Annotated in this window: 17 protein-coding genes and 1 pseudogene; 6 read left to right on the top strand and 12 right to left on the bottom strand. The window is 66.6% G+C overall.

What is annotated here, in order from left to right; translation table 11 throughout:
* The first annotated feature begins 29 nt into the window (after positions 1–29).
* The gene (locus AE618_RS01080; RefSeq protein ID WP_054207200.1) at positions 30–1,820 is read left to right on the top strand and encodes a cation:proton antiporter; all 1,791 of its coding nucleotides are present in this window, start codon (positions 30–32) and stop codon (positions 1,818–1,820) included.
* Here the strand turns inward: AE618_RS01080 and AE618_RS01075 are convergent.
* Entirely contained in the window at positions 1,759–2,874 is a 1,116-nt protein-coding gene (locus tag AE618_RS01075; protein WP_054207199.1) for a glycosyltransferase family 4 protein, read from the bottom strand. The two genes, AE618_RS01080 and AE618_RS01075, sit on opposite strands and share 62 nt — an antisense overlap.
* Complete coding sequence (locus AE618_RS01070; RefSeq protein ID WP_054207198.1) at positions 2,874–3,704, bottom strand: UDP-2,3-diacylglucosamine diphosphatase; 831 nt, start codon at positions 3,702–3,704, stop codon at positions 2,874–2,876. Before AE618_RS01070 ends, AE618_RS01075 begins: the two co-directional genes overlap by 1 nt.
* Positions 3,705–3,828: 124 nt before the next feature.
* On the opposite strand from AE618_RS01070, the gene AE618_RS01065 reads away from it, so the two are divergent.
* The 3 genes from AE618_RS01065 (at position 3,829) to AE618_RS01055 (ending at position 6,490) form a co-directional block, all read left to right on the top strand.
* Positions 3,829–4,608, top strand: coding sequence for an SDR family oxidoreductase (locus tag AE618_RS01065; protein ID WP_054207197.1), 780 nt, complete (start codon positions 3,829–3,831; stop codon positions 4,606–4,608).
* A gap of 206 nt (positions 4,609–4,814) precedes the next feature.
* The gene (locus AE618_RS01060) at positions 4,815–5,744 is read left to right on the top strand and encodes a DMT family transporter (RefSeq protein WP_054207196.1); all 930 of its coding nucleotides are present in this window, start codon (positions 4,815–4,817) and stop codon (positions 5,742–5,744) included.
* A 125-nt stretch (positions 5,745–5,869) separates the two neighbouring features.
* Positions 5,870–6,490, top strand: a complete 621-nt coding sequence (locus AE618_RS01055; protein ID WP_054207195.1) for a helix-turn-helix domain-containing protein — start codon at positions 5,870–5,872, stop codon at positions 6,488–6,490.
* A 68-nt stretch (positions 6,491–6,558) separates the two neighbouring features.
* On the opposite strand, the gene AE618_RS01050 is transcribed toward AE618_RS01055, so the two are convergent.
* The 8 genes from AE618_RS01050 to lysM form a co-directional block, all read right to left on the bottom strand.
* A complete protein-coding gene (locus AE618_RS01050; RefSeq protein ID WP_156330036.1) occupies positions 6,559–7,482 on the bottom strand; it encodes a c-type cytochrome in 924 nt (307 codons plus the stop codon).
* Positions 7,483–7,599: 117 nt separating this feature from the next.
* Positions 7,600–8,031: a c-type cytochrome gene (locus AE618_RS01045; protein ID WP_054207194.1), complete on the bottom strand. Its 432-nt coding sequence runs from the start codon at positions 8,029–8,031 to the stop codon at positions 7,600–7,602.
* A gap of 133 nt (positions 8,032–8,164) precedes the next feature.
* A complete protein-coding gene (locus tag AE618_RS01040; RefSeq protein ID WP_054207193.1) occupies positions 8,165–10,474 on the bottom strand; it encodes a xanthine dehydrogenase family protein molybdopterin-binding subunit in 2,310 nt (769 codons plus the stop codon).
* A gap of 139 nt (positions 10,475–10,613) precedes the next feature.
* Entirely contained in the window at positions 10,614–10,928 is a 315-nt protein-coding gene (locus tag AE618_RS01035; RefSeq protein ID WP_054207192.1) for a rhodanese-like domain-containing protein, read from the bottom strand.
* 18 nt (positions 10,929–10,946) lie between these two features.
* Positions 10,947–12,266 carry a TRAP transporter large permease gene (locus tag AE618_RS01030; RefSeq protein ID WP_082364895.1) on the bottom strand — a complete coding sequence of 440 codons (1,320 nt, stop codon included), beginning with the start codon at positions 12,264–12,266 and terminating at the stop codon, positions 10,947–10,949.
* Positions 12,263–12,766 (bottom strand): TRAP transporter small permease, encoded by a 504-nt coding sequence (locus tag AE618_RS01025; RefSeq protein ID WP_082364894.1) that lies wholly within the window; start codon positions 12,764–12,766, stop codon positions 12,263–12,265. The genes AE618_RS01030 and AE618_RS01025 overlap by 4 nt, the downstream gene beginning before the upstream one ends.
* An 8-nt stretch (positions 12,767–12,774) precedes the next feature.
* Positions 12,775–13,827, bottom strand: a complete 1,053-nt coding sequence (locus AE618_RS01020; RefSeq protein ID WP_054207190.1) for a TRAP transporter substrate-binding protein — start codon at positions 13,825–13,827, stop codon at positions 12,775–12,777.
* A 301-nt stretch (positions 13,828–14,128) separates the two neighbouring features.
* Positions 14,129–14,572 carry a peptidoglycan-binding protein LysM gene (gene lysM, locus AE618_RS01015; protein ID WP_054207189.1) on the bottom strand — a complete coding sequence of 148 codons (444 nt, stop codon included), beginning with the start codon at positions 14,570–14,572 and terminating at the stop codon, positions 14,129–14,131.
* Positions 14,573–14,773: 201 nt separating this feature from the next.
* On the opposite strand from lysM, the gene AE618_RS01010 reads away from it, so the two are divergent.
* Positions 14,774–15,202, top strand: coding sequence for a GlcG/HbpS family heme-binding protein (locus AE618_RS01010; RefSeq protein ID WP_054207188.1), 429 nt, complete (start codon positions 14,774–14,776; stop codon positions 15,200–15,202).
* Positions 15,203–15,281: 79 nt separating this feature from the next.
* Here the strand turns inward: AE618_RS01010 and AE618_RS01005 are convergent, their stop codons facing one another.
* Together AE618_RS01005 and AE618_RS01000 are read right to left on the bottom strand one after the other, a co-directional pair.
* Positions 15,282–17,783 (bottom strand): hypothetical protein, encoded by a 2,502-nt coding sequence (locus AE618_RS01005; RefSeq protein ID WP_054207187.1) that lies wholly within the window; start codon positions 17,781–17,783, stop codon positions 15,282–15,284.
* Positions 17,784–17,965: 182 nt separating this feature from the next.
* Positions 17,966–19,198: pseudogene (locus AE618_RS01000) on the bottom strand (urate hydroxylase PuuD).
* A 187-nt stretch (positions 19,199–19,385) separates the two neighbouring features.
* On the opposite strand from AE618_RS01000, the gene uraH reads away from it, so the two are divergent.
* A complete protein-coding gene (uraH, locus tag AE618_RS00995; protein ID WP_054207186.1) occupies positions 19,386–19,739 on the top strand; it encodes a hydroxyisourate hydrolase in 354 nt (117 codons plus the stop codon).
* Positions 19,740–19,821 lie beyond the last annotated feature (82 nt).

The following is a 19,821-nucleotide window of genomic DNA, read 5'->3' as shown; positions in this document are numbered from 1 at the left end:
CCCCGTCCCGAATCGCAGAGCGCGCCACCTTGGCCGGAACCGTCGATCCTTCCGTCTACAAGGACGCCGTCGTGGTGCTTGCGACGGCCGGCGTGATCGTGCCTTTCGCCAAGAGCCTGAAGATCAATTCGATCGTCGCCTTCATGGCCTGCGGCGCCCTGCTCGGCCCCTTCGGGCTGGGTGGCTTCGTCTCGTCCGTTCCGCTGCTGAGCACCATCACGGTCTCGAGTCCGGAGGCGCTGACCGGGCCGGCCGAGTTGGGCGTCGCCTTCCTGCTCTTCGTGATCGGGCTGGAACTCTCCTTCGAGCGCCTGGTGACGATGCGCCGGCTGGTTTTCGGACTGGGGCTTGGCCAGGTCGTACTCTCGGCGGGCGCCATCGGCGCTGTCGCCTATGCGCTGGGCCAGCCGGCGGCAGCGGCGCTCATCATCGGATTCGGCCTGGCCTTGTCCTCCACCGCGATGGTGGTCGAACTGCTCTCGGCCAGGAAGCGCATGACCTCCTCGGCCGGCCGCGCCAGCTTCGCCGTCCTGATCTGCCAGGACATTGCGGTGATCCCGCTGCTCTTCCTCGTCAGCGTGCTCGGCGCGCAGGATGGCAGCGGCTCGCTGCTGGCAGGTCTCGTTCAGGCGCTGCTGCAGGCCTTCACCGCCATCGCGATCATTGTGCTGGTCGGCCGCCGCGCGCTCAGGCCGCTCTTCCGCCTCGTCGCCTCGACGGACTCCTCCGAGAGCTTCATGGCGGCCACGCTTCTGGTCGCGCTCGGAACAGGGATGATCGCCGCCGCCGCTGGGCTGTCGATGGGGCTCGGCGCCTTCATCGCCGGGCTCATGCTGGCCGAGACGGAGTATCGTCGCGCCATCGAGGTCACCATCGAGCCGTTCAAGTCGCTGCTGATCGGCGTCTTCTTCCTCACCGTCGGCATGGGCGTGAATCCAGCCGAGCTCGCCGCCCGCCCCTTCTCGATTCTGGGGATCGCGATCGGCCTCTTCGTGACGAAGTCGCTGCTGGTCTTCGGGCTGTCCCGCTGGTTCCGCTTGTCAAAGGCGACCGCACTGGAAGCCGCGATCATGATCGGCCCCGGCGGCGAGTTCGCCTTCGTCCTGCTCAACGGCGCCGTCGCGGCCAAGCTACTGGGGCAGGAGCCGGCGAGCCTGGTTCTGGCCGGCGTCTCCCTGACCATGGTCGCGCTGCCGCTGCTGGCGCGCCTCGCCCGCGCCCTGTCGCTGAAGCTTGCCGTGCCGGTCATGCTGCCCGACGAAGCCAAGGTGCTCCCTCCCGACGACCACTCCGCGCGCGCGATCGTCGTCGGCGGCGGTCGCGTCGGCCAGCTCGTCGGCAGCATGCTCGAGGAGCATCGCAAGCCCTATATCGTGATCGATTCCGATGCCTCGCTGATCTCCGCCCAGCGCCGGGCGGGACAGCCAGCCTTCTATGGCGACGCCACCAAGCCTGATTTCCTGCGGCTCTGCGGCCTCGAAGAGGCCACCGCGCTGATCGTGACCATCGACAACCAGCGCGCCGTCGATGCGACCGTGCTGGCGGCACGCGCACTGCGGCCCGACCTCGTCATCGTCGCCCGCGCCCGCGACGCCGGCCATGCGCGCCATCTCTATGAGATCGGCGTCAACGACGCCGTGCCGGAAACGATCGAGGCCAGCCTGCAATTGTCCGAAGCCGCGCTGGTCGGGCTTGGCGTACCGATGGGCCTCGTCATCGCATCCGTGCATGAACGGCGAGACGGCTTCCGCGCCGAGCTCAAGCCGTCAGACGCTGCGGCCCCAACTCTTCCGAGACACGCGCGCTCGCGAAGGCTGTAACGCCCGAAGCCGGGGCGACGGCCGCACCGTTGCGGGGAATCCGGCCGGCATGCTCGCTGACGACCTGCCGGATATGGCCATAGAACTGCGCCGCACTGCGTTGCCAGCTATGGCTGGCGGCCAGTTCGAGGCAGGTTTCCTTCGGGATACGCAGGGCCTGCAAGGCTGCCGAGCGCAGATCCTCGTTCAGCACCGCGGCGCCGCTGCCGGCGAAGACGTCGCTCGGCCCCTGCACCGGAAACGCCGCCACCGGCAGGCCGCTCGCCGCCGCCTCGAGCAGGACGATGCCGAAGGTGTCGGTCAGGCTCGGAAAGACGAAGACGTCCGACGAGGCATAGATCGCCGCCAGATCCTCGCCCTCTCGTGTGCCGAGAAAGGTTGCATCCGGATAGGCGCGCTGCAGATCGGCACGGGCCGGCCCGTCGCCGACCACGACCTTGCTGCCGGGCAGACGCAGCGACAGGAAGGCCTCGAGGTTCTTTTCGACCGCGACGCGCCCGACACTGAGAAAGATCGGTCGCGGCAGGTCGAGAACGCTCTGCAGGCGCGGGTGGAACAGGGAGAGATCGACGCCCCGCCCCCAGCGCACGATCTTTTCGAAGCCGTGCTGGCGCAACTCCGTCTCGACCGACGCCGTAGAGACCATGACGGCCGCGGCAGGTCCATGGAAACGGCGCAGGAAGCGGTAGCTCCAGCTTTCCGGGATCGGCCAGCGCGCCGCGACATATTGCGGAAAGCGGGTGTGGTAGCTCGTGGTGAAGGGGCGCTTCTGGGCGAGGCAGACGGCCCGCGTCAGCCAGCCGATCGGCCCTTCCGTCGCGATGTGGATATGGTCGGGCCCGAAATCCTCGATCCGCTTCGCCAAAGCCCGCCGCGTCGCCAGCGCGATGCGGATATCGGGGTAGCTCGGCAGCCCGATCTGGCGAAAGCCCTCGGGCGTCAGCATCTTCGGCGTCACCCCGAATTCGGGCCCGGCTTCCGCCATCCGCTCCAGCGAGCGGACGACGCCGTTGATCTGCGGACGCCAGGCATCCGTCGCGATCATGACGCGCATCAGGCCGCCTCGACCAGCGCCGGCACGGACGCCGGACGCGCCGGCACGACGATCGGCACTGGCGCCTCGCCCCGGAGGCGGCCCTGCGGCCAGCGGATCATCTCGAAGCGACCGTCATGATGCTCGATGAAGGCGGTGCAGCTTTCGACCCAATCGCCGGTGTTGATATAGGTCAGCCCGTCGATCTCGCGGCAGGCGGCGTGGTGGATATGGCCGCAGACGACGCCGTCAGCATGGTGCCGGCGCGCCTCCGCCGCCAGGCAGGTCTCGAATTCGCCGATATAGTTGACCGCGTTCTTGACCTTGTTCTTGGCCCAGGCGGACAGCGACCAGTGCGGCAGGTTGAGCAGGCGGCGGACCTTGTTGACCACCGTGTTGGAGGCCAGCGCGATCGTGTAGGCCCAGTCGCCGAGCAGGGCGAGCCATTTGGCATTGCGCACCACGAGGTCGAACAGATCGCCATGGATGACGAGCAGGCGCTTGCCGTCGGCGGTCTCGTGGATGACCTCGTCGACGAGGGTGATGCCGCCGAACTGCAGGCCGGTGAAGTCGCGCAGGAAATCGTCGTGATTGCCGGTGACATAGATCAGCTTCGAGCCCTTGCGGACCTTGCGCAGAAGCTTCTGGATGACGTCGTTGTGGGATTGCGGGAAATACCAGCCGCTCTTCAGCCGCCAGCCGTCGATGATGTCGCCGACCAGATAGATCTGCGGGGCGTCGTAGGCCCTCAGAAATTCCAGCACCAGATCGGCCTGCGCCCCGCGCGTGCCGAGATGCAGATCGGAGATGAAGATGCTGCGAACCTGTTTCGCGTCGTCCTCGTCGCTCATGCCACCCGGCCCATCCTGTTGCGATGCGTCCGGCATGTGTCTGATTTGCATTGCGCTTTGATGACGGAACCAGCGATCCGTGGTCTGTCTGCGTTTCGAAACGAGAAGCCTCTGGAGGAACGACATGGATCTGGGAATTTCCGGCCGCACGGCCATTATCTGCGCCTCCAGCAAAGGTCTCGGTCGCGGCTGCGCGCAGGCACTGGCCGAAGCCGGCTGCACCGTGGTCATCAATGGCCGCGACGCCGCGAGCCTCGAGGCGACGGCGAGCCAGATCCGTGCCAGCACCGGCGCGACAGTGATCCCCGTCGTTGCCGACGTTTCGAGCCGTGCCGGTCAGGACGCCCTGCTCGCGGCGGCCCCCGAGCCCGACATCCTGATCAACAACAATGGCGGCCCTCCGCCGAAACCGTTTCGCGATGTGTCCCGCGAGGCACTTCTGGAAGGCGTCATCCAGAACATGGCGACGCCGCTCGAACTGGTGCAGCGCGTCGTCGATGGCATGATCGCCAGGCGCTTCGGGCGAATCGTCAATATCACCTCGGCGAGCGTCCTGACGCCGCTGACCGGGCTCGACGTCTCCTCCGCCGCGCGGGCCGGCCTCACCGCGTTTCTGTCGGGCGTGGCGCGCGAGGTCGCCCATGCCAATGTCACGATCAACAATGTCCTGCCCGGCAGCTTCGACACCGACAGGCTCAAAAGCGGGCTGACGAAGATGGCCGCGATCAAGGGCCTGAGCGTGGACGACTTCGCCGCGCAGCGCCGGAAGGACGTACCTGCCGGGCGCTTCGGCGAGGCCGACGAATTCGGTAAGCTCTGCGCCTTCCTCGCCAGCGCCCATGCCGGCTACATCACCGGCCAGAACATCCTGATCGACGGCGGCGCGTTCCGGGGCAGCTTCTAGGAGGCGTTCGACCACCTCAGCCCTCGGGATGAGGGCTGAGGTGAGTCACGCAGACATCGTGACCGGCTACGACGAGCGGCAGCCCTCCCGCCCGCCGCCTATCGGGGTTGCAGGCTTGACGCTTTGAAGCCCGGCCGCGGCATGGTCTAAGGGCGTACCTTTCGCGGCGATCTCGAGCCGTCTTGCCCTCCCACCACGCCGGTCCGTTGTCCCCTCTCCTCGGCATCAGCCTCAAGCTCATCTCGGCCCTGGCGTTCACGCTGATGTCGGCCGGCATCAAATCGATCGCCGCGCGCTATCCCACGGGTGAGCTCGTCTTCTTCCGCTCCTTCTTCGCCCTGATTCCCCTGCTGATCTGGCTCGCCTGGCGCTCCGAGCTGCCGGGCGCGCTCAAGACGAGCAATCTGCGCGGCCATATGAAGCGCGGCGTCATCGGCTCGACCGGCATGTTCTGCGGCTTCGCCGCCCTCCAGTTCCTGCCGCTCTCGGATGCGGTGGCGCTCGGCTATGCCGCCCCGCTCGCGGTCGTGGTGCTGGCGGCGCTGGTGCTCAAGGAACGCGTGCGAATCTACCGCTGGAGCGCGGTCACCGTTGGCTTCATCGGGGTGCTGATCATGCTCTCGCCGCATCTGGCGGCCGGAACGCTATCGCAGGGGCTCCAGGGCGGCCCGGCGCTGGGCGCAGCGCTTGGCCTGGCCGGCGCCTGCTGCTCGGCCTTCGCCTCGATCGAGGTCCGCCTGCTCACCAAGACCGAGCAAACCGGCGCCATCGTCTTCTACTTCATGCTGCTGACCAGTGCGCTCGGCCTCGCCACCCTCGTCTTTGGCTGGCGCATGCCCGATCTTGCCGACGCCGCCCTGATGGTGACGATCGGCATCCTCGGCGGGCTCGGTCAGATTCTTCTTGTCCAGGCCTATCGCTTCGGCGACGCCTCGCTGATCGCGCCCTTCGAATATTCGACGATGATCTGGGCGGTCATTATCGGCTGGTTCCTGTTCGGCGAATGGCCCGCCAGCACGATCTTGACCGGCGCAACCATCGTCATCGCGTCGGGAATCTACGTCATCCTGCGCGAACAGCAGCTCGGCCTGCTGAAGCGCGAGCAGCGCGAGATCGGCTCGACTCGCGCGACTTGAGCTCGCGTCGGGGCAACCTCCCGCGAGGCGGCTTGCCCGCCGCGCACAGAACAGGCATTGTCCGCTCAGACAAACGATCGTTCGCTTCCGCAAACGATCCAGTGCGCGAGGCAGGCTTAGACAGCATGGGTATCGAGACGAAAGAGCGTGGCGGACGCGAGTTCGAATCCGGGGCTCATGTCATTTCGGGCCAGCTCGGCAAGACGATCCAGCGCCTGCGCAAGGCCTACAACTTCTCGCTCTCGGAGCTTGCAGAGCAGTCCGGCGTGGCCAAGTCGATCATCAGCCAGATCGAGCGCAACGAGACCAACCCGACGCTGGCGACGATTTGGCGGCTCTCCCAGGCGCTCGACATCTCGATCGAGCGCGTGCTCTCCAGCGGCGAGGAAGAGCCCTTCATCGAGAAGACCGCGCGTGCCGACACGCCGATCCTGGTTTCCGAAGACGGGAAGCTCAAGCTCGCCATCGTCGGCTGGATCAAGACGGTCGAATGGCTGCAATGGTACGACGTACAGGCGGAGCCAGGCGGCGAGCTCGATTCGGAAGGCCACCAGCGCGGCTCGATCGAATCCCTCTCCGTCAGCTCGGGCGAGTTCGAGGTCGAGGTCGGCGATATCATCCAGCGCGCCAGGGCCGGAGAAACCCTGCGCTACCGCTGCGACCGCCGCCACGTCGTCCGCTGCGTCGGCAACGAGCCGGGAACGGCGATGATGGTCTGCATCCTCAAGGCGGCGGTGATGGAGTAGGCTGGTAAGCAGTCCATCTGCCCCCCGGGGCAGGGCTTCGACGTTCCAAGAATCGCCCGCCACCCCTGCTACTTCGTCGGCCCCTGCACCGCCGGCAGCGACTTGAGATACTCCGCCATCGCCATCCTGTCGGAATCCGGCAGTTGCGCCATGTTGCGCACCACCGCCGCCATCGTACCGCCGACGCTGTCGAAGCTCGGGGTGAAGCCGGTCTTCAACAGTTCGGCGATCTCTTCCTTCGACCATTTGCCGAGCCCATCGGGCGCTTGCGTGATATTGGGCACGGTGCCTTTGCCCTCGGGATCGGGCCCGCCGGCAAAGCGCGTCGCCTGCACGATCGCGCCCAGTGCATTGCGGCTGGAATGGCATTCGGCACAGTGGCCGGGCCCGTTCACGAGATAGGCGCCGCGATTCCACGCCTCGCTCCTGGTCGGATCCGGCTTGAACGCGGCTCCCTCGAAGAACAGCAGCTTCCAGCCGCCGACGACGCGACGGATATTGAAGGGGAACGGCAGCTCATGCGCGGGCGCCCGGCCCTCGACGGGCGCAAGCGTGCGGATATAGGCGAAGATGTCGGCCAGCGCCTTCGGAGGCATCAGCCGGTACGACGTATAGGGGAAGGCCGGATAATAATGCTGCCCGGCCGGCGAAACGCCCGTGGCCATCGCATCGACGAAGTCCTTCACACCCCAATTGCCGATTCCGTCGCGCGTATGCGGCGAGATGTTGGGCGCGTGAAAGGTGCCGAAGGGCGAGCCGAGCGCAAGCCCGCCGCCGAGCCTGAGCTTGTCGTCCTGGTTGGGCGTCGCATGGCAGGAGGCGCAGCCTCCCGCCGTGAACAGCAGCTTGCCGTTCTCCAGATCGGGGGCTGGAAGCGTGCCGATCTCCGGCGACGGCGAAACCACGCGCGGATCGGTCAGAACATAGAAGCCACCGAGCCCCGCCGCGGCCAGCAGGACAAGGGTGACGAGCAGACGGCGCAGACGCAGCATGTCGATTCTCCGCAGACGCTTGCCACGGCCGGACCGGCCGCGCGCGCATCCCCGCTGATAACGCGAAACGAGCCGGAAAGCTCCGGCTCGTTCATCTGCGAAACAGCAGCGCGGCCCTTATTTCTTGACGCGATAGGTCTCGTGGCAGCCGCCACAGTTCTTCGTCGCATTGCCGAAGGCCGTACGGAAGCCGGCGAGATCGGTAACTGACGCCCCCGCCGAAGCATCGGCCTCAAACTTGACGAAGGCGGCCTTGAAGCCGGCCTGGTCCTCCCAGATCTTAGGGGAGGCGGTGGTCTCGCCGCCGGTCTTGGAGCTGTCGGGAAAGAGGCCCGGCATCTTCTTGGCCGCATCGGAATAGACCTTGAACACGGCCTGGGCCTTGGATGCATCGAAAGCAACCTCGCCCTTGGCCATGGCCGCGCCGTCGCGCGTCGCCCCGCCGACGGCCTTCATTGTGTTGCGCCGCTCCGCGATGGGGTCGGACTGCGCGAGGACAGCGGTGAGGCCCAGGCCCAGAACGCCGGCGACGAGAACGGTGCGGATCATGAAGGCGTATCCTCGAAGGCTTCGGTCGCCGGACTGGCGACGATTGGAACCGTTCCAGATCAACCGATCCGCTCGCCCGAGCCAAGTGCCATTCTCGTGAACGGTCTTGCTCTGATGCAAACGTGACCTTGCGTCAGGGCCGATATCCAGCCTCCTTGAGCGCGTTGAACACCTTGAGCGGCGTCGCCGGCATGTCGATGGCCTTGATGCCAGCCGCCCGGTCGAGGGCATCGACCATCGCGTTCATCACCGCAGGACAGGCGCCGATCGCGCCAGCCTCGCCCGCGCCCTTGACCCCGAGCGCATTGGTCACGCAGCGGACATTGCGCGTCTCGAAATGGAAGTTCGGGATGTCGACGGCGCGCGGCAGCGCATAGTCCATGAAGGTCGCCGTCAGCATCTGGCCTTCGGCGTCGAACCTGATCTCCTCCATCAGCGCCTGTCCGATGCCCTGCCCCGCGCCGCCATGGACCTGCCCCTGCAGCATGATCGGATTCAGCGTCATGCCGAAATCGTCGACCACCACATAGTTCATGATCTCGGTCGCGCCGGTCTGCGGATCGACCTCCAGCTCGCAGATGTGAGTGCCGTTCGGGAAGGTGGCCGCCGGCGGCTCCCAGCTTTGATGGACCCTGAGCATGGCGGTCGTCGCGCCCGGCAGCGCCGCGATGGCGGCGAGGTCGAGCGCCTTGTCGGTGCCGACGACGCGGACGGCTCCATCGACGATCTCGAGGTCGCCGATGCCGGCCTCCAGCTTCTCGGACGCGAGCTGCTTGAGATTGTCGGAGAGGATGGTCGCCGCCTTGTCGAGTGCCGCTCCGCCGACCGGAATCGAGCGCGAGCCGCCGGTTCCCGCGCCGGTCTCGACCTTGTCGGTGTCACCCTGGATGACGCGGATGCGGTCCATGGGAATGTCGAGATGCTGCGAAACGAGCTGCGAATAGGCGGTCTCATGGCCCTGCCCGTTCGACTGGGTGCCGATCAGCACGGTCACCATGCCGTCCTTCTCGAGGATCACGGTCGAGCTCTCCGGCCCGCCGCCGCCGCAGGCCTCGATATAGCTGGCCATGCCGATGCCGCGGATCTTGCCGGCCTTGTTGGCGGCCTTGAGCCGGGTTTTGAAGCCCTGCCAGTCGGCCACCTCCATGGCGCGGCGCATATGCCCCTCGAACTCTCCGGAATCATAGACCGGGCCGGTCTGCGTCGCATGCGGCATCTCGCTCGGCTTGACGAAGTTCAGCGCCCGCACGGCGTCTGGCGTCTTGCCGGTCTCGCGCGCGACCGCATCGACCAGCCGCTCGATCAGATAGGCGGCCTCGGGCCGGCCCGCGCCGCGATAGGCATCGACCGCCATGGTGTTGGTCAGGATGCCGCGGAAGCGCACATGCACGGCGGGGATGTTGTAGCAGCCCGGCGTCATCGTCGTGCCGACCCAGGGGATGAAGGGCCCGTACTGCGAGAGATAGGCGCCCATCTCCGCCGCAAGATCGACCTTCAAGCCGATGAACCTGCCGCGCTTGTCGAGCGCCATCGTCGCGGTGGCGAGGTTGGCACGGCCATGGGTGTCGGCCAGGAAATGCTCGGTGCGGTCGGCGACCCAGCGCACCGGGCGCTTCAGCTTCTCGGCTGCGACCATCGTCAGCGGGTATTCGCGATACATGAAGATCTTGGTGCCGAAGCCGCCGCCGACATCGGGCGTGACCACGCGGATGCGCGACTGGTCGACCTTGAGGATGTAGTTGGCCAGGATCTCGCGCGTACCATGGCTGCCCTGGCTGCCGAGCGTCAGGGTCCAGCGCTTGTCGGCCTTGTCGTATTCGGCGATGCAGGCGCGCGTCTCCAGATAATTCGAGGCGAGCCGGTTGTTGACGATGGTGACCGAGACGGTGCGGTCCGCCTTGGCGAAGGCTGCGTCGGTTTTGGCCTGGTCGCCCTGCTGCGCCTCGAAGGCGACATTGCCCGGTCGCTCCGGCCAGACCTGGTGCGCGCCGGGATCGAGCGCCGCCTCGATGCCAGTGACGGAGGGCAGCGCCGTCCATTCGATCTCGATCGCCTCGGCGGCGTCACGCGCCTGCGTCAGCGTCTCGGCGACGATGAAGGCGACGGCCTCGCCGACATGCCTGACGGTGTCGGTCGGCAGCACTGGCACCGGCAGCGGCTTCACATCCTCACCCGACACGGTCTTGATCAGGCCCTTGCAGGGCAGGTCGCCGAGATGGGCGACATCCTCCCCGGTCAGGATCAGCTTGACGCCCTTCATGCCGAGCGCGGCCTGCTTGTCGACGATCTTGAAGGTCGCATGGGCATATTGCGAACGCAGCACGAAGGCGTGCAGCGCGCCCTCGACGGCGGTGTCGTCGGTGTAGCGGCCCGTACCCGTGGTCAGGCGCTGGTCCTCGACACGGCGCACCGGCTGTCCGAATCCGAATTTCATGGGGCGCATGGGCGGAGTTCCTTCAAATGCTTGAATGAAAGCAATTCGCGTGAATGAGAGATTGAGCCAGGACGCGTGCCGCGTCAGCACCGGCGAGCGGGGTGCGGCGATGCGCCCGGCGCAAAGCGCTTGGGAGGCAAGACGAGGATCAGTGCTCGACCGGTTCGCCGCGCATGACCCAGTCCTTGAAGCCGCCGAGATAGTGGCTGTCGACGTCGAGGCCGGCGGACTGGGCGAATTCCATCGCCCGCAGCGACCGAACGCCGGCGGCGCAGGACAGGACGATGCGCTTGCCGGGTTCGTTGGGCAGGTCGGCGGGATCAAATCGCGACAGCGGGCGCGAGACCGAGCCAGGGATATGCCCGGCCTCGAACTCATGCGGCTCGCGGACATCGACGAGAAGAATGCTGCCATCCGACAGCCCGGTCTTGATGTCGTCGATGTCGAGATCGTTCACGGTCAAGGCGATGGCTCCGGCATCTCACTCCAGGAGCTTCACCAGATAGAGCGTGAGGGCGGGAAATGCCACCACGATACCGAGCCGGATGACATCGGAGGCGACGAAGGGCAGCACGCCACGATAGATCCGCGTCACCGGTACGTCGCGCGCCAGCGAGGCCACGACGAAGACGTTGAGCCCGATCGGCGGGCAGGTCATGCCGATGCCGACGACGATCAGCACGAGGATGCCGAACCAGATCGCGACATCATCGGCCGGCATGCCGAAATCCAGCGCCGTCACGATCGGGAAGAACACCGGCAGCGTCAGCAGGATCATGGCAAGCTCGTCCATCACGCCGCCGAGCACGATGTAGAACAGCAGGAGCCCGATCAGCACCGTATAGGGTGCCCAGCCCGAGGCTGCGATCATCTCGGCGGCAGCGGTCGGAACCTGCGTCAAAGCGAGGAAGGCGTTGAAGATCTCGGCGCCGAGCAGGATGGCGAAGATCATCGCCGAGGTTTCGGCGGTCTGCAGGATCGCCTCGCCGATGCCCGACAGACCCAGCGTGCCGCGCAGCACGCCGATCAGCAGCATGACGAAGGCGCCGACCGAGGCGCCCTCCGTGGGCGTGAACACGCCGCCATAGATTCCGCCGACGACGATCAGCGCGACCGCCATCGCCGGCACCACGCCGAGCAGCGGCCGCACCCGATCCCGCCAAGCGATGCGCGGCTGCGCCGGCCCCAACGTCGGATTGAGCCGGGTCACGATCGCGATCGTGATGCAATAGAACGCCGCCGCCATCAGCCCGGGAATCAGTGCAGCCTTGAACAGCTTGGCGATGTTCTGTTCGGTCGAGATCGCGTAGACGACCAGTATGACCGAGGGCGGTATCAGGATGCCGAGCGTCCCGCCGACCGCGACGAGCCCGCAGGAGAAGCCTGGATCGTAACGGTAGCGCCGCAATTCCGGGAGCGCCGCCCGCGCGAAGGTAGCAGTTGTCGCGACCGAGGAACCGCAGATCGCCCCGAAGCCGGTGCAGGCCCCGATCAGCGCCATCCCGAGGCCACCGCGCCGGTGCCCAACGACGGCGGACGCCGCCTTGAACAAGTCGCCGGCCAGCCCCGAACGCTCGGCGAAGGCGCCCATCAGCACGAAGAGCGGGATCACCGAAAGCGTATAATTGGCGAAGATCTGGTAGGGCGTGGTGCGGATATAGTTCAGGAACGGATCGAGCCCGTTGAGCTGGATGTAGCCGAGCCCACCGACCAGCATCATTGCGAGCCCGATCGGCAGCCGCAGCGCCATCAGCGCGAGCAGGATGCCAAACCCCGTGATGGCGAGCGAAAAGCCGCTCACGCCGGAGTCCTCAACAGCCGCAGCGCGGTGACGATGGCGACGGCAGCGACCAGTGCCGCGAGACCTGAGCACAGCGCGATCGGCAAATAGCTCGGCACCTGCAGCACCATGCTGTTCTCGCCGGTGGCAAAGGCGGCGCGCGCACCCACCGCCAGCCGCCACGCAACCAGTGCCATCACCAGCGCATAGACGATGTCCCAGAGCGCATCGATGCGGCGCTGCCAGCGGGCGGGCAGCTTCAGTGTGAAGGTGTCGACGAAGATGTTGCCGCGCCGGAGCTGGCACCAGGGCAGGAAGCAGAAGGCGGCAATCGCGGTCGCGATCTGAACCACCTCGAAATCGCCCGGCACGCCGGCGGCGCCGACGAGGTCGCTGCGCAGCGTCACGCTGACCACGACGGTCACCGACAGCGCGATCAGCAGGATGCCGCCGATCAACGCAATCCCCCGCACCGCCCGGTCGAAGTCGGACGCTGCGCTGCCCCTCCCCTGCGTTGCCATCGTATGCGTCAGGCCGCCTTCTCGTGCTTGGCCAGCGCCGCCCGGGCGATGGCGAGCAGTTTCTCGCCATCGAGCCCCTTCTCCTTGGCGGTCTTGAGCCAGCCCTCGATCACCGGCTCGGTGGTCTTGCGCCAGCGCGCGGCCTCCGCCTCCTCGATCACGGTGATGATGTTGCCGCGCTTGCGCACCATGTCGGAGACCACGACCGCCTGCTCGTCCCAGACCTTGCCGGCCATGGCGGCGGCGGTCGCGCCTGAGTTCTTGTCGATGATCGCCTTGAGATCGGCGGGCAGCGCGGCGTATTTCGCCTTGTTCATCGCCAGCACAAAGGTCGCGGAATAGAAGGTCGGCGAGCCCGGAATCTCGGTGTGGTACTTGACCAGTTCCTGCACCTTGATCGACGGCACCACCTCCCAGGGCACGACGCAGCCGTCGATGACGCGCTGCGCCAGTGATTCCGGCACCTGCGGCACCGGCATGCCGATGGCGTTGGCGCCGAGCGCTCGCAGCGCCTCGCCGGCGAGACGGGTCGGGAAGCGCAATTTCAGACCCTTCAGGTCCTCCATCGTCTTCACCTGCTTGTTGGCATGGATCAGGCCGTGGTCATGTGCCCACAGGCAGATCGGCTGGACGTCCTTGTACTCGTCCTGCAGGCTCTGCTGGGCGTAGTCGGTCAGCGCCAGCGAATTCGCCAGCGCCCGCTTGTTGGCAGTGAAGGGCAACTCGAACGCCTCGGTGCCGGTGAAGCGCCCCGGCGTGTAGCCCGGCAGCGTCCAGACCAGATCGGCGACGCCGTCGCGCGCCTGGTCGAAGAGCTGCGGCGGCGTGCCGCCAAGCTGCATCGACGGGAAGATGTCGATCTTGATGCGCCCGTTCGATTCCGCGGCCACCTTGTCGGCCCAGGGCTTCAGGAACTTGGAATGGGCGACCGAGACGGGCGGCAGGAAGTGATGCATCTTCAGCGTCACCTCCTGCGCATCGGCGCGGGTCGCGCGCAGCACGGCCGGCATGGCGACGGCAGAACCGGCAACGATCAGGAATCGACGGCGATCGAATGTCATGGCTTCCCTCCCCAGGGATCGTGAGTAGGCGATCTTATTTTCGCCGCGCGGCGCCCGTTCGGACGGCCGCTCTGCAGTTCTTGGACGATAGCTTGACCGGCAACGGATTCTCGGCGCAAGCGCCGTACCCGCCCAATCCTACGCAATCGGCGAGACAGTTGCCGACGCAACCATTGTCGTCAAGAGCCGATGGCCGCGGGCGCTGGCGAGGATGGCCGCGCAAGGCGCGATCCGGCACAGAAAATGGCCGCGCTTCCAGGGAAACGCGGCCTTGTTCACGATGCCGTGCGAGGACGACCGCTCAGGCCTTGGGCGGAATCCGCAGCACCCAGCCGGGCTGGATCAGGTCGGGGTTCTTGACCGGGGGCGTATTGGCCTTGACGATGTCGGTGTACTTCGCGCCCTGGCCCTTGCCGTAATGCTCTTCGGCGATCTTCCAGAGGGTGTCGCCCTTCTTCACCGTGTAGAACACGGCGGCCGGAACTTCCTTGGTCACCGCGAGCTCGGACTCCACCGAAGCCACCCCCACGGTGTTGCCGAGCGCGAGAATGATCCTCTCGGCCTCCTCTGTGGACATCGCCTTGCCGGAGACCTTCACCTTGTCGCCATCGATCGAGATCGCGACGTCGGAAGGCAGGCCGTGGCCAGCCAACTCCTTCTGCAACTCGTCAGCGGTCGCGGCCTTGGCCGCGCTCGAGCCGAAGATCTTGGCACCGGCTTCCTTGATGAAACTGAACAGACCCATGGCGTTTCCTCCATCCGTTGGGGCCCCATGAAGCCCAATTGAGATGACATGTTCAAGGCGGCTGTCGCGGCGGAAGGTGTTTAGCAGCCCGGCCGGGCCGCTTCCGCTGCGGCGGATCGGGCCTTCACCTCTTGAAAAGAGCTTTCCCGGCGGGACAAGCGCTGTCACAAGCGCTGGACCACATAACAGGAGTTTCCCCCGATGCTGACGCTGGCCCAGGCCCAGACCATCATGTCCGCCGCCCTCGCTCATGCCGGCACGGCGGGCTTCAAGCCGCTCGCGATCGCCATCCTCGATTCGCGCGGCGCCCAAAAACTCTTCGCCGCGCAGGACGGGACCAGCCTCAAGCGCGGCGAGATCGCGCTTGGAAAGGCGCATGGTGCGGTGGCGATGGGCCTCGGCTCGCGAGCCCTGCACAAGGTGGCGCTGGAACGGCCCTATTTCGTCGACGCGGCGACACACGCGGTCGGAGGCTCGCTGGTGCCCGTGCCGGGCGGCGTGCTGATCCGCGATGCGTCGGGCGCTCTTCTCGGAGCGATCGGCATCTCCGGCGACACCTCCGACAATGACGAGGCGGCCGCCGTCGCAGGGATCGCGGCTGCAGGACTGGTCTCCGACACCGGAGCCTGAGCAGAAGCAGAGCCGGGCCTGGGATCTCTGCGGACACATGCAGGGGCGCGACAGCGCTCCTTGCATGCCCTGCTGGCCGCTACTGGACCTGGGCCGACGACATCCCGTCGCGCATCGAGGCGATTGGTGGCGGGCCGAGGCGCAGCGAGTCCCGCGTCGCCTGCGACGGCCCAGCCAGCATCGACGGCAGCAGGCCGTCGCTGCTCGCGCCGGCGATCAGCGGCTCGTCATGCATCGGCGGCAGCGGCAGCGGCGCATCATCCTCGACCGGAGCCGGGCTGACGCGCTCGCGAACTTCCGCCAAGGCTCCTTCGATCGGATTGAAGCTGAACCGGATCTTATGGGTGCCGGCGGGCACCTGAACGGCGCGAAACAGCACATTGGCCTTGAGGATCTCGGTCTCGACACCGTCGACCTCTGCCCGCCACCACGGATGCCAGGTGTCATTCAGCACGACGAAGCCAGCTGCCGATGTCGTGACCTCGATCTCGACCTGGGTGTTCTCGTAGCGGCTCAGCCTGATATCCGCCTTCACCAGCGCCGGCCCCTCGGGCATCGCCACGGGCGGCTCGACCTCGAGCAGCACCGCCTGGCCCGGATCGACCTCCGGCCAGCGACCGCCCTGCTTCATCCCGTCGAAATCGGCCAGTTCCCAGCCACCGACGAACTGCACGCGCGGCAGCGCCTGCGCATTCTCGTAGACATAGCCTTCCTTGGTCCGCGCGATCAGCTTGAGATCGCCGTCCCGCAAGGCGTGATCGACCTGCTCGATCGGCACCGGAGACGCGATGTAGCGCAGCCCCAGCAGATTGGCGAGGCGGCAGTGATAGGAGGGAAACAGCGGCGTGAACTTGCGCTGGTCGGGCCCGGCAATCGTGTCGCGCGTCCCGACCGCATCCGAGAACTCCGCAAGCCGCAGCGGGTTGTACCCGAGTGTATGATCGAACCCGTGGACCATGCCGGCATTGGGCCATTCGAAACCCAGGCCCAGCAGCTCGACCCGGTCGCGCCGTGTCGAGCCGGCAGGCTGAGCGGTCAGTCGCTTCAGCACCTGCACGGTCTCGTTGCGGGTTTCGGGGCGAAGCACGTCGTAGATATCCGGCGCCAGCGCCGTCGATTCATTGGGGCCGTTGTTGACGCCGAGATCAGCGGCGACGACGCCGGTGACAAGCGTGGCGGCCACCAGCGGGCCCCATCCGCTGCGCAGGTGGCGCAGTCCTTGGAGCAGCACGAGGCTGGCGCCGAACCAGAGCCCGGCAAAGGCCACCGGCCGCAACGCGGCCGCCACCCGATCGTTCTGGACCGAGACCGCCAGCACGGCGGCGGCCAGGACGGCAAACAGGCCCCCTGCCAAGAACAGGTCCCGCTTGGTCACCTTCAGGGAGGCTTCGCTGAACAGCCGGTGCAACATGTAGCCGGCGAGGACAGCACCCAGCGCACCGATCAGGAAGGTGGCATCGGCCGGCCGGCGGAAGGCGTTCACACCGGGAAGGTGATGGTAGAAGAACGCGAAGGCGGGTGTGTAGCGGCCGATCGCGAACAGCACCATCAACGCAAAAAGGATGGTGAGGCTGCGGATACCCCGGTCCCACAGCCAGCCCCGGCTCAACCCCGGCACGATCAGCAGCAGAACCGGCAGCGCGCCGAAATAGACCTGCCCCATGTTCTGGGAGAGGAAGAGCTCGTTGGCGTTCCAGCTCGGGCTGTAGGGCCCCCAGAACTCGACCTTGGGATCCAACGCGCCGAAGAGATCGGCGACGAAGGCCGTCAGCAGCGAGGCCGGATGCAGCGAACCCCGCCCTGCCTCGACCAGATCCACGGCAGGCCGGGTCGTTGCTTCCGCGAAAAGCCAGGTCCACAGCAGCGGCAGGGCCACGACGGCCAGGCCCGACAGAGAAGCAACGACGCCCGGCACCAGGCTGCTGCGGAAGGCAGCCCATCCGCCCGCCAGCCAATGCGCCACCACCATGCCGATCAGCACATAGGCGCCCAGCAGCGCGACCTGGTCGGGCTCGACCATCATCAGCCCGGCGGCGAGTCCGGCAAGGGCTCCCGCCGAAGGCGACGAACGTTGCAGCATGCGCGCGGTGAGCCAGAAGGCGATGGCGAAGAAGGCCAGGCTCGCGATCTGCCCGACATGCTGCACCCGCCAGGCCGCCGAGGCGCCGAAGGCGAAGACCAGCGCGGCCAGGAGCCCGCCGACGGGATGCCAGCCGCGATCGCGGAAGAACATCATCAGCGCCAGCCCGCCCACGAGCAGATGCGCCAGCACATAGGCATCAACCGCGCGGAAGCTCGGTGAGGGCGACAGCAGTGCGAGGAGGATCGCAGGCGAAAAGATCAGCGATTGCGGGTCGGCCACCTGCGGCGAGCCGCCGAACACGTTATGGTTCCAGAACGGCGACTGGCCGGAGTGCAAAGCCTGAGCAAGGAACTGGATCTGCGCCTGGAAATGCGCCTTGGCGTCGAACGGAATGGTCACCGCGCCCGACAGCCAGGGCCAGCACAGCACCACCCAGACACAAACAAATCCCGCGGCCGCCAGCGGATAGCCGGCGCCCTTCTTCAGAAGCGTGTTCAAGCGGACCCCCCGGTCCCCTCAGGCTTGGACGTCTCCGGACTCGGAGGCAGCCTCCATCCTGTCGTTGATGCGACCATGCGGGCCGTCATGTGAACCGAAACTGAATGACGCAGGGCACAGGGCCGCGGGCTATGGAAACAGCGTCAAGGCTTCATTGCCGAGATCGTCGAAGGTGCCGGGGGCTACCTTGCCTGTGCCAGCCACGCGGCGAGCACCCGGCGCTCGTCTTGCGTCATGCCCGACAGGTTGTTGGGCGGCATGGCGTGCGTCATCACCGCCTGGACCCGGATGGCGCGAGCATGGGCCGCGATCGTCTCCGGCTCGTGCAGCAGCACGCCCTTGGGCGGAATCTGGATGCCGGGCCAGGATGGCTCGGGCGCATGGCACATGGCGCAACGCCCGGTGACGATGTCGGCGACCTCGGCTGGCGGCAGGCTCGTTCCCGCGAGCAGGACCGGCTTCGGCCAAGGCAGGGGCGCCAATCCCAACCGCTCGCGACCGCCGGGCGAAGAGGCCATCGCGACCCAGAAGGCGAGCCACAGCGCCACCAGCGCCACGGCCCAGGTCCACCAGGGCGATTTCGCGTGATCGGCATGGCGGACATTGAAGAAGTGCCGGATCAGCGCCCCGGCGACGATGATCAGCGCCACCAGCGCCGGAATCACCGCCGAATTGGCATAGGTGACCGGATAATGGTTCGACAGCATCAGGAACAGCACCGGCAGGGTGATGTAATTGTTGTGCAGCGAGCGCTGCTTGGCTGCCTTGCCGTATTTCGGGTCCGGCTTCTCGCCAGCGGTCAGCGCCGCAATGACCTTTCGCTGGCCGGGCATGATGTTGAAGAAGACATTGGCGGTCATGATCGTCGCCATCAGCGCGCCCGTATGGATCAGCGCGCCACGCCCGGAGAAGACCGACGCAAACGCCCAGCTCGCCGCCACCACATAGGAAAAGCCGAGCAGGCCGAGCACGACGTCGTTGCGCCCCAGCGGCGACCGGCAGAGCCAGTCATAGAACAGCCAGCCGAAGACGAGCGCCGCGATGCCGATGGCGCCCGCCACCGGGGGCGAGAGCTGCATCACCGCCGGGTCGATCAGATAGAGCTCGGACTGCGCGTAATAGACCCAGACCAGCAGGAAGAAGCCGGATATCCAGGTCCAGTAGGCCTGCCATTTGTGCCAGGTCAGCTCGGCGGGCATCACGGCGGGGGGGACCAGATATTTCCGCCTCCCCTAGAACCCCCCCCCCTGCACCCGCCACGCAAGATACTGGCTGGGAACTCCGCCCTCCCCCGTCGGGATGTCGGCGGCCGGCCGCAGGCTCGCATCGAGATGGATGAAGAAGAAGGACGAGCCAATCCAGGCGATCGCCGTGATCACATGCAGCCACCTCAGCAGCATGCCGCCCCATTCCATCAGATAGGCGTCGAGCATTGCGGGTTCCGGTCGAACGAGGCAGCGGGATTTGGCGGCGGGACTTGGCAGTGGGACTTGGACAAAACCTTGCAGGCGGGTCCTGCCGGTGGACTTCGCTGCCGGTCAAATTACGGTTGCATCAGCGGGACAGGCAAGCGCCGTTCCACAAGCGTTTAGAAGGACGAACATGGCGGGACTTTCGACACATATCCTCGACACGCATAGTGGCCTGCCGGCCGGCGGCGTCACCGTCACGCTGCGACGCATCGTCGATGGCGTCCCCGAGACGCTGGCCGAGACCGTGACCAATGCCGACGGGCGCACCGACGCGCCATTGCTCATGCCCGAGGCGACGAAGCCCGGCGTCTACGAGATCGACTTCGCCATCGGCCCGTATTTCCGCGCGCGCGGCGTCGAGCTGCCGGAACCCGCCTTCCTCGACATCGTCACAGTGCGCTTCGGCATCTCCGACACGGCCCGGCACTATCATGTCCCGCTCAACTGCTCGCCCTATGGCTACACGACCTATCGCGGGAGCTAAGCACCTCGTCATGCTCGGGCTTGACCCGAGCATCTCCGGCCAGAGATTCTCGGGTCTGCGCTTCGCTCCGCCCGAGAATGAC

The organism is Allobosea vaviloviae, from assembly GCF_001298265.1.
Classification (GTDB): Bacteria; Pseudomonadota; Alphaproteobacteria; order Rhizobiales; family Beijerinckiaceae; genus Allobosea; species Allobosea vaviloviae_B.
Note: the sequence above shows the minus strand (reverse complement) of the source record. Positions and strands in the feature narration are given on the sequence as shown.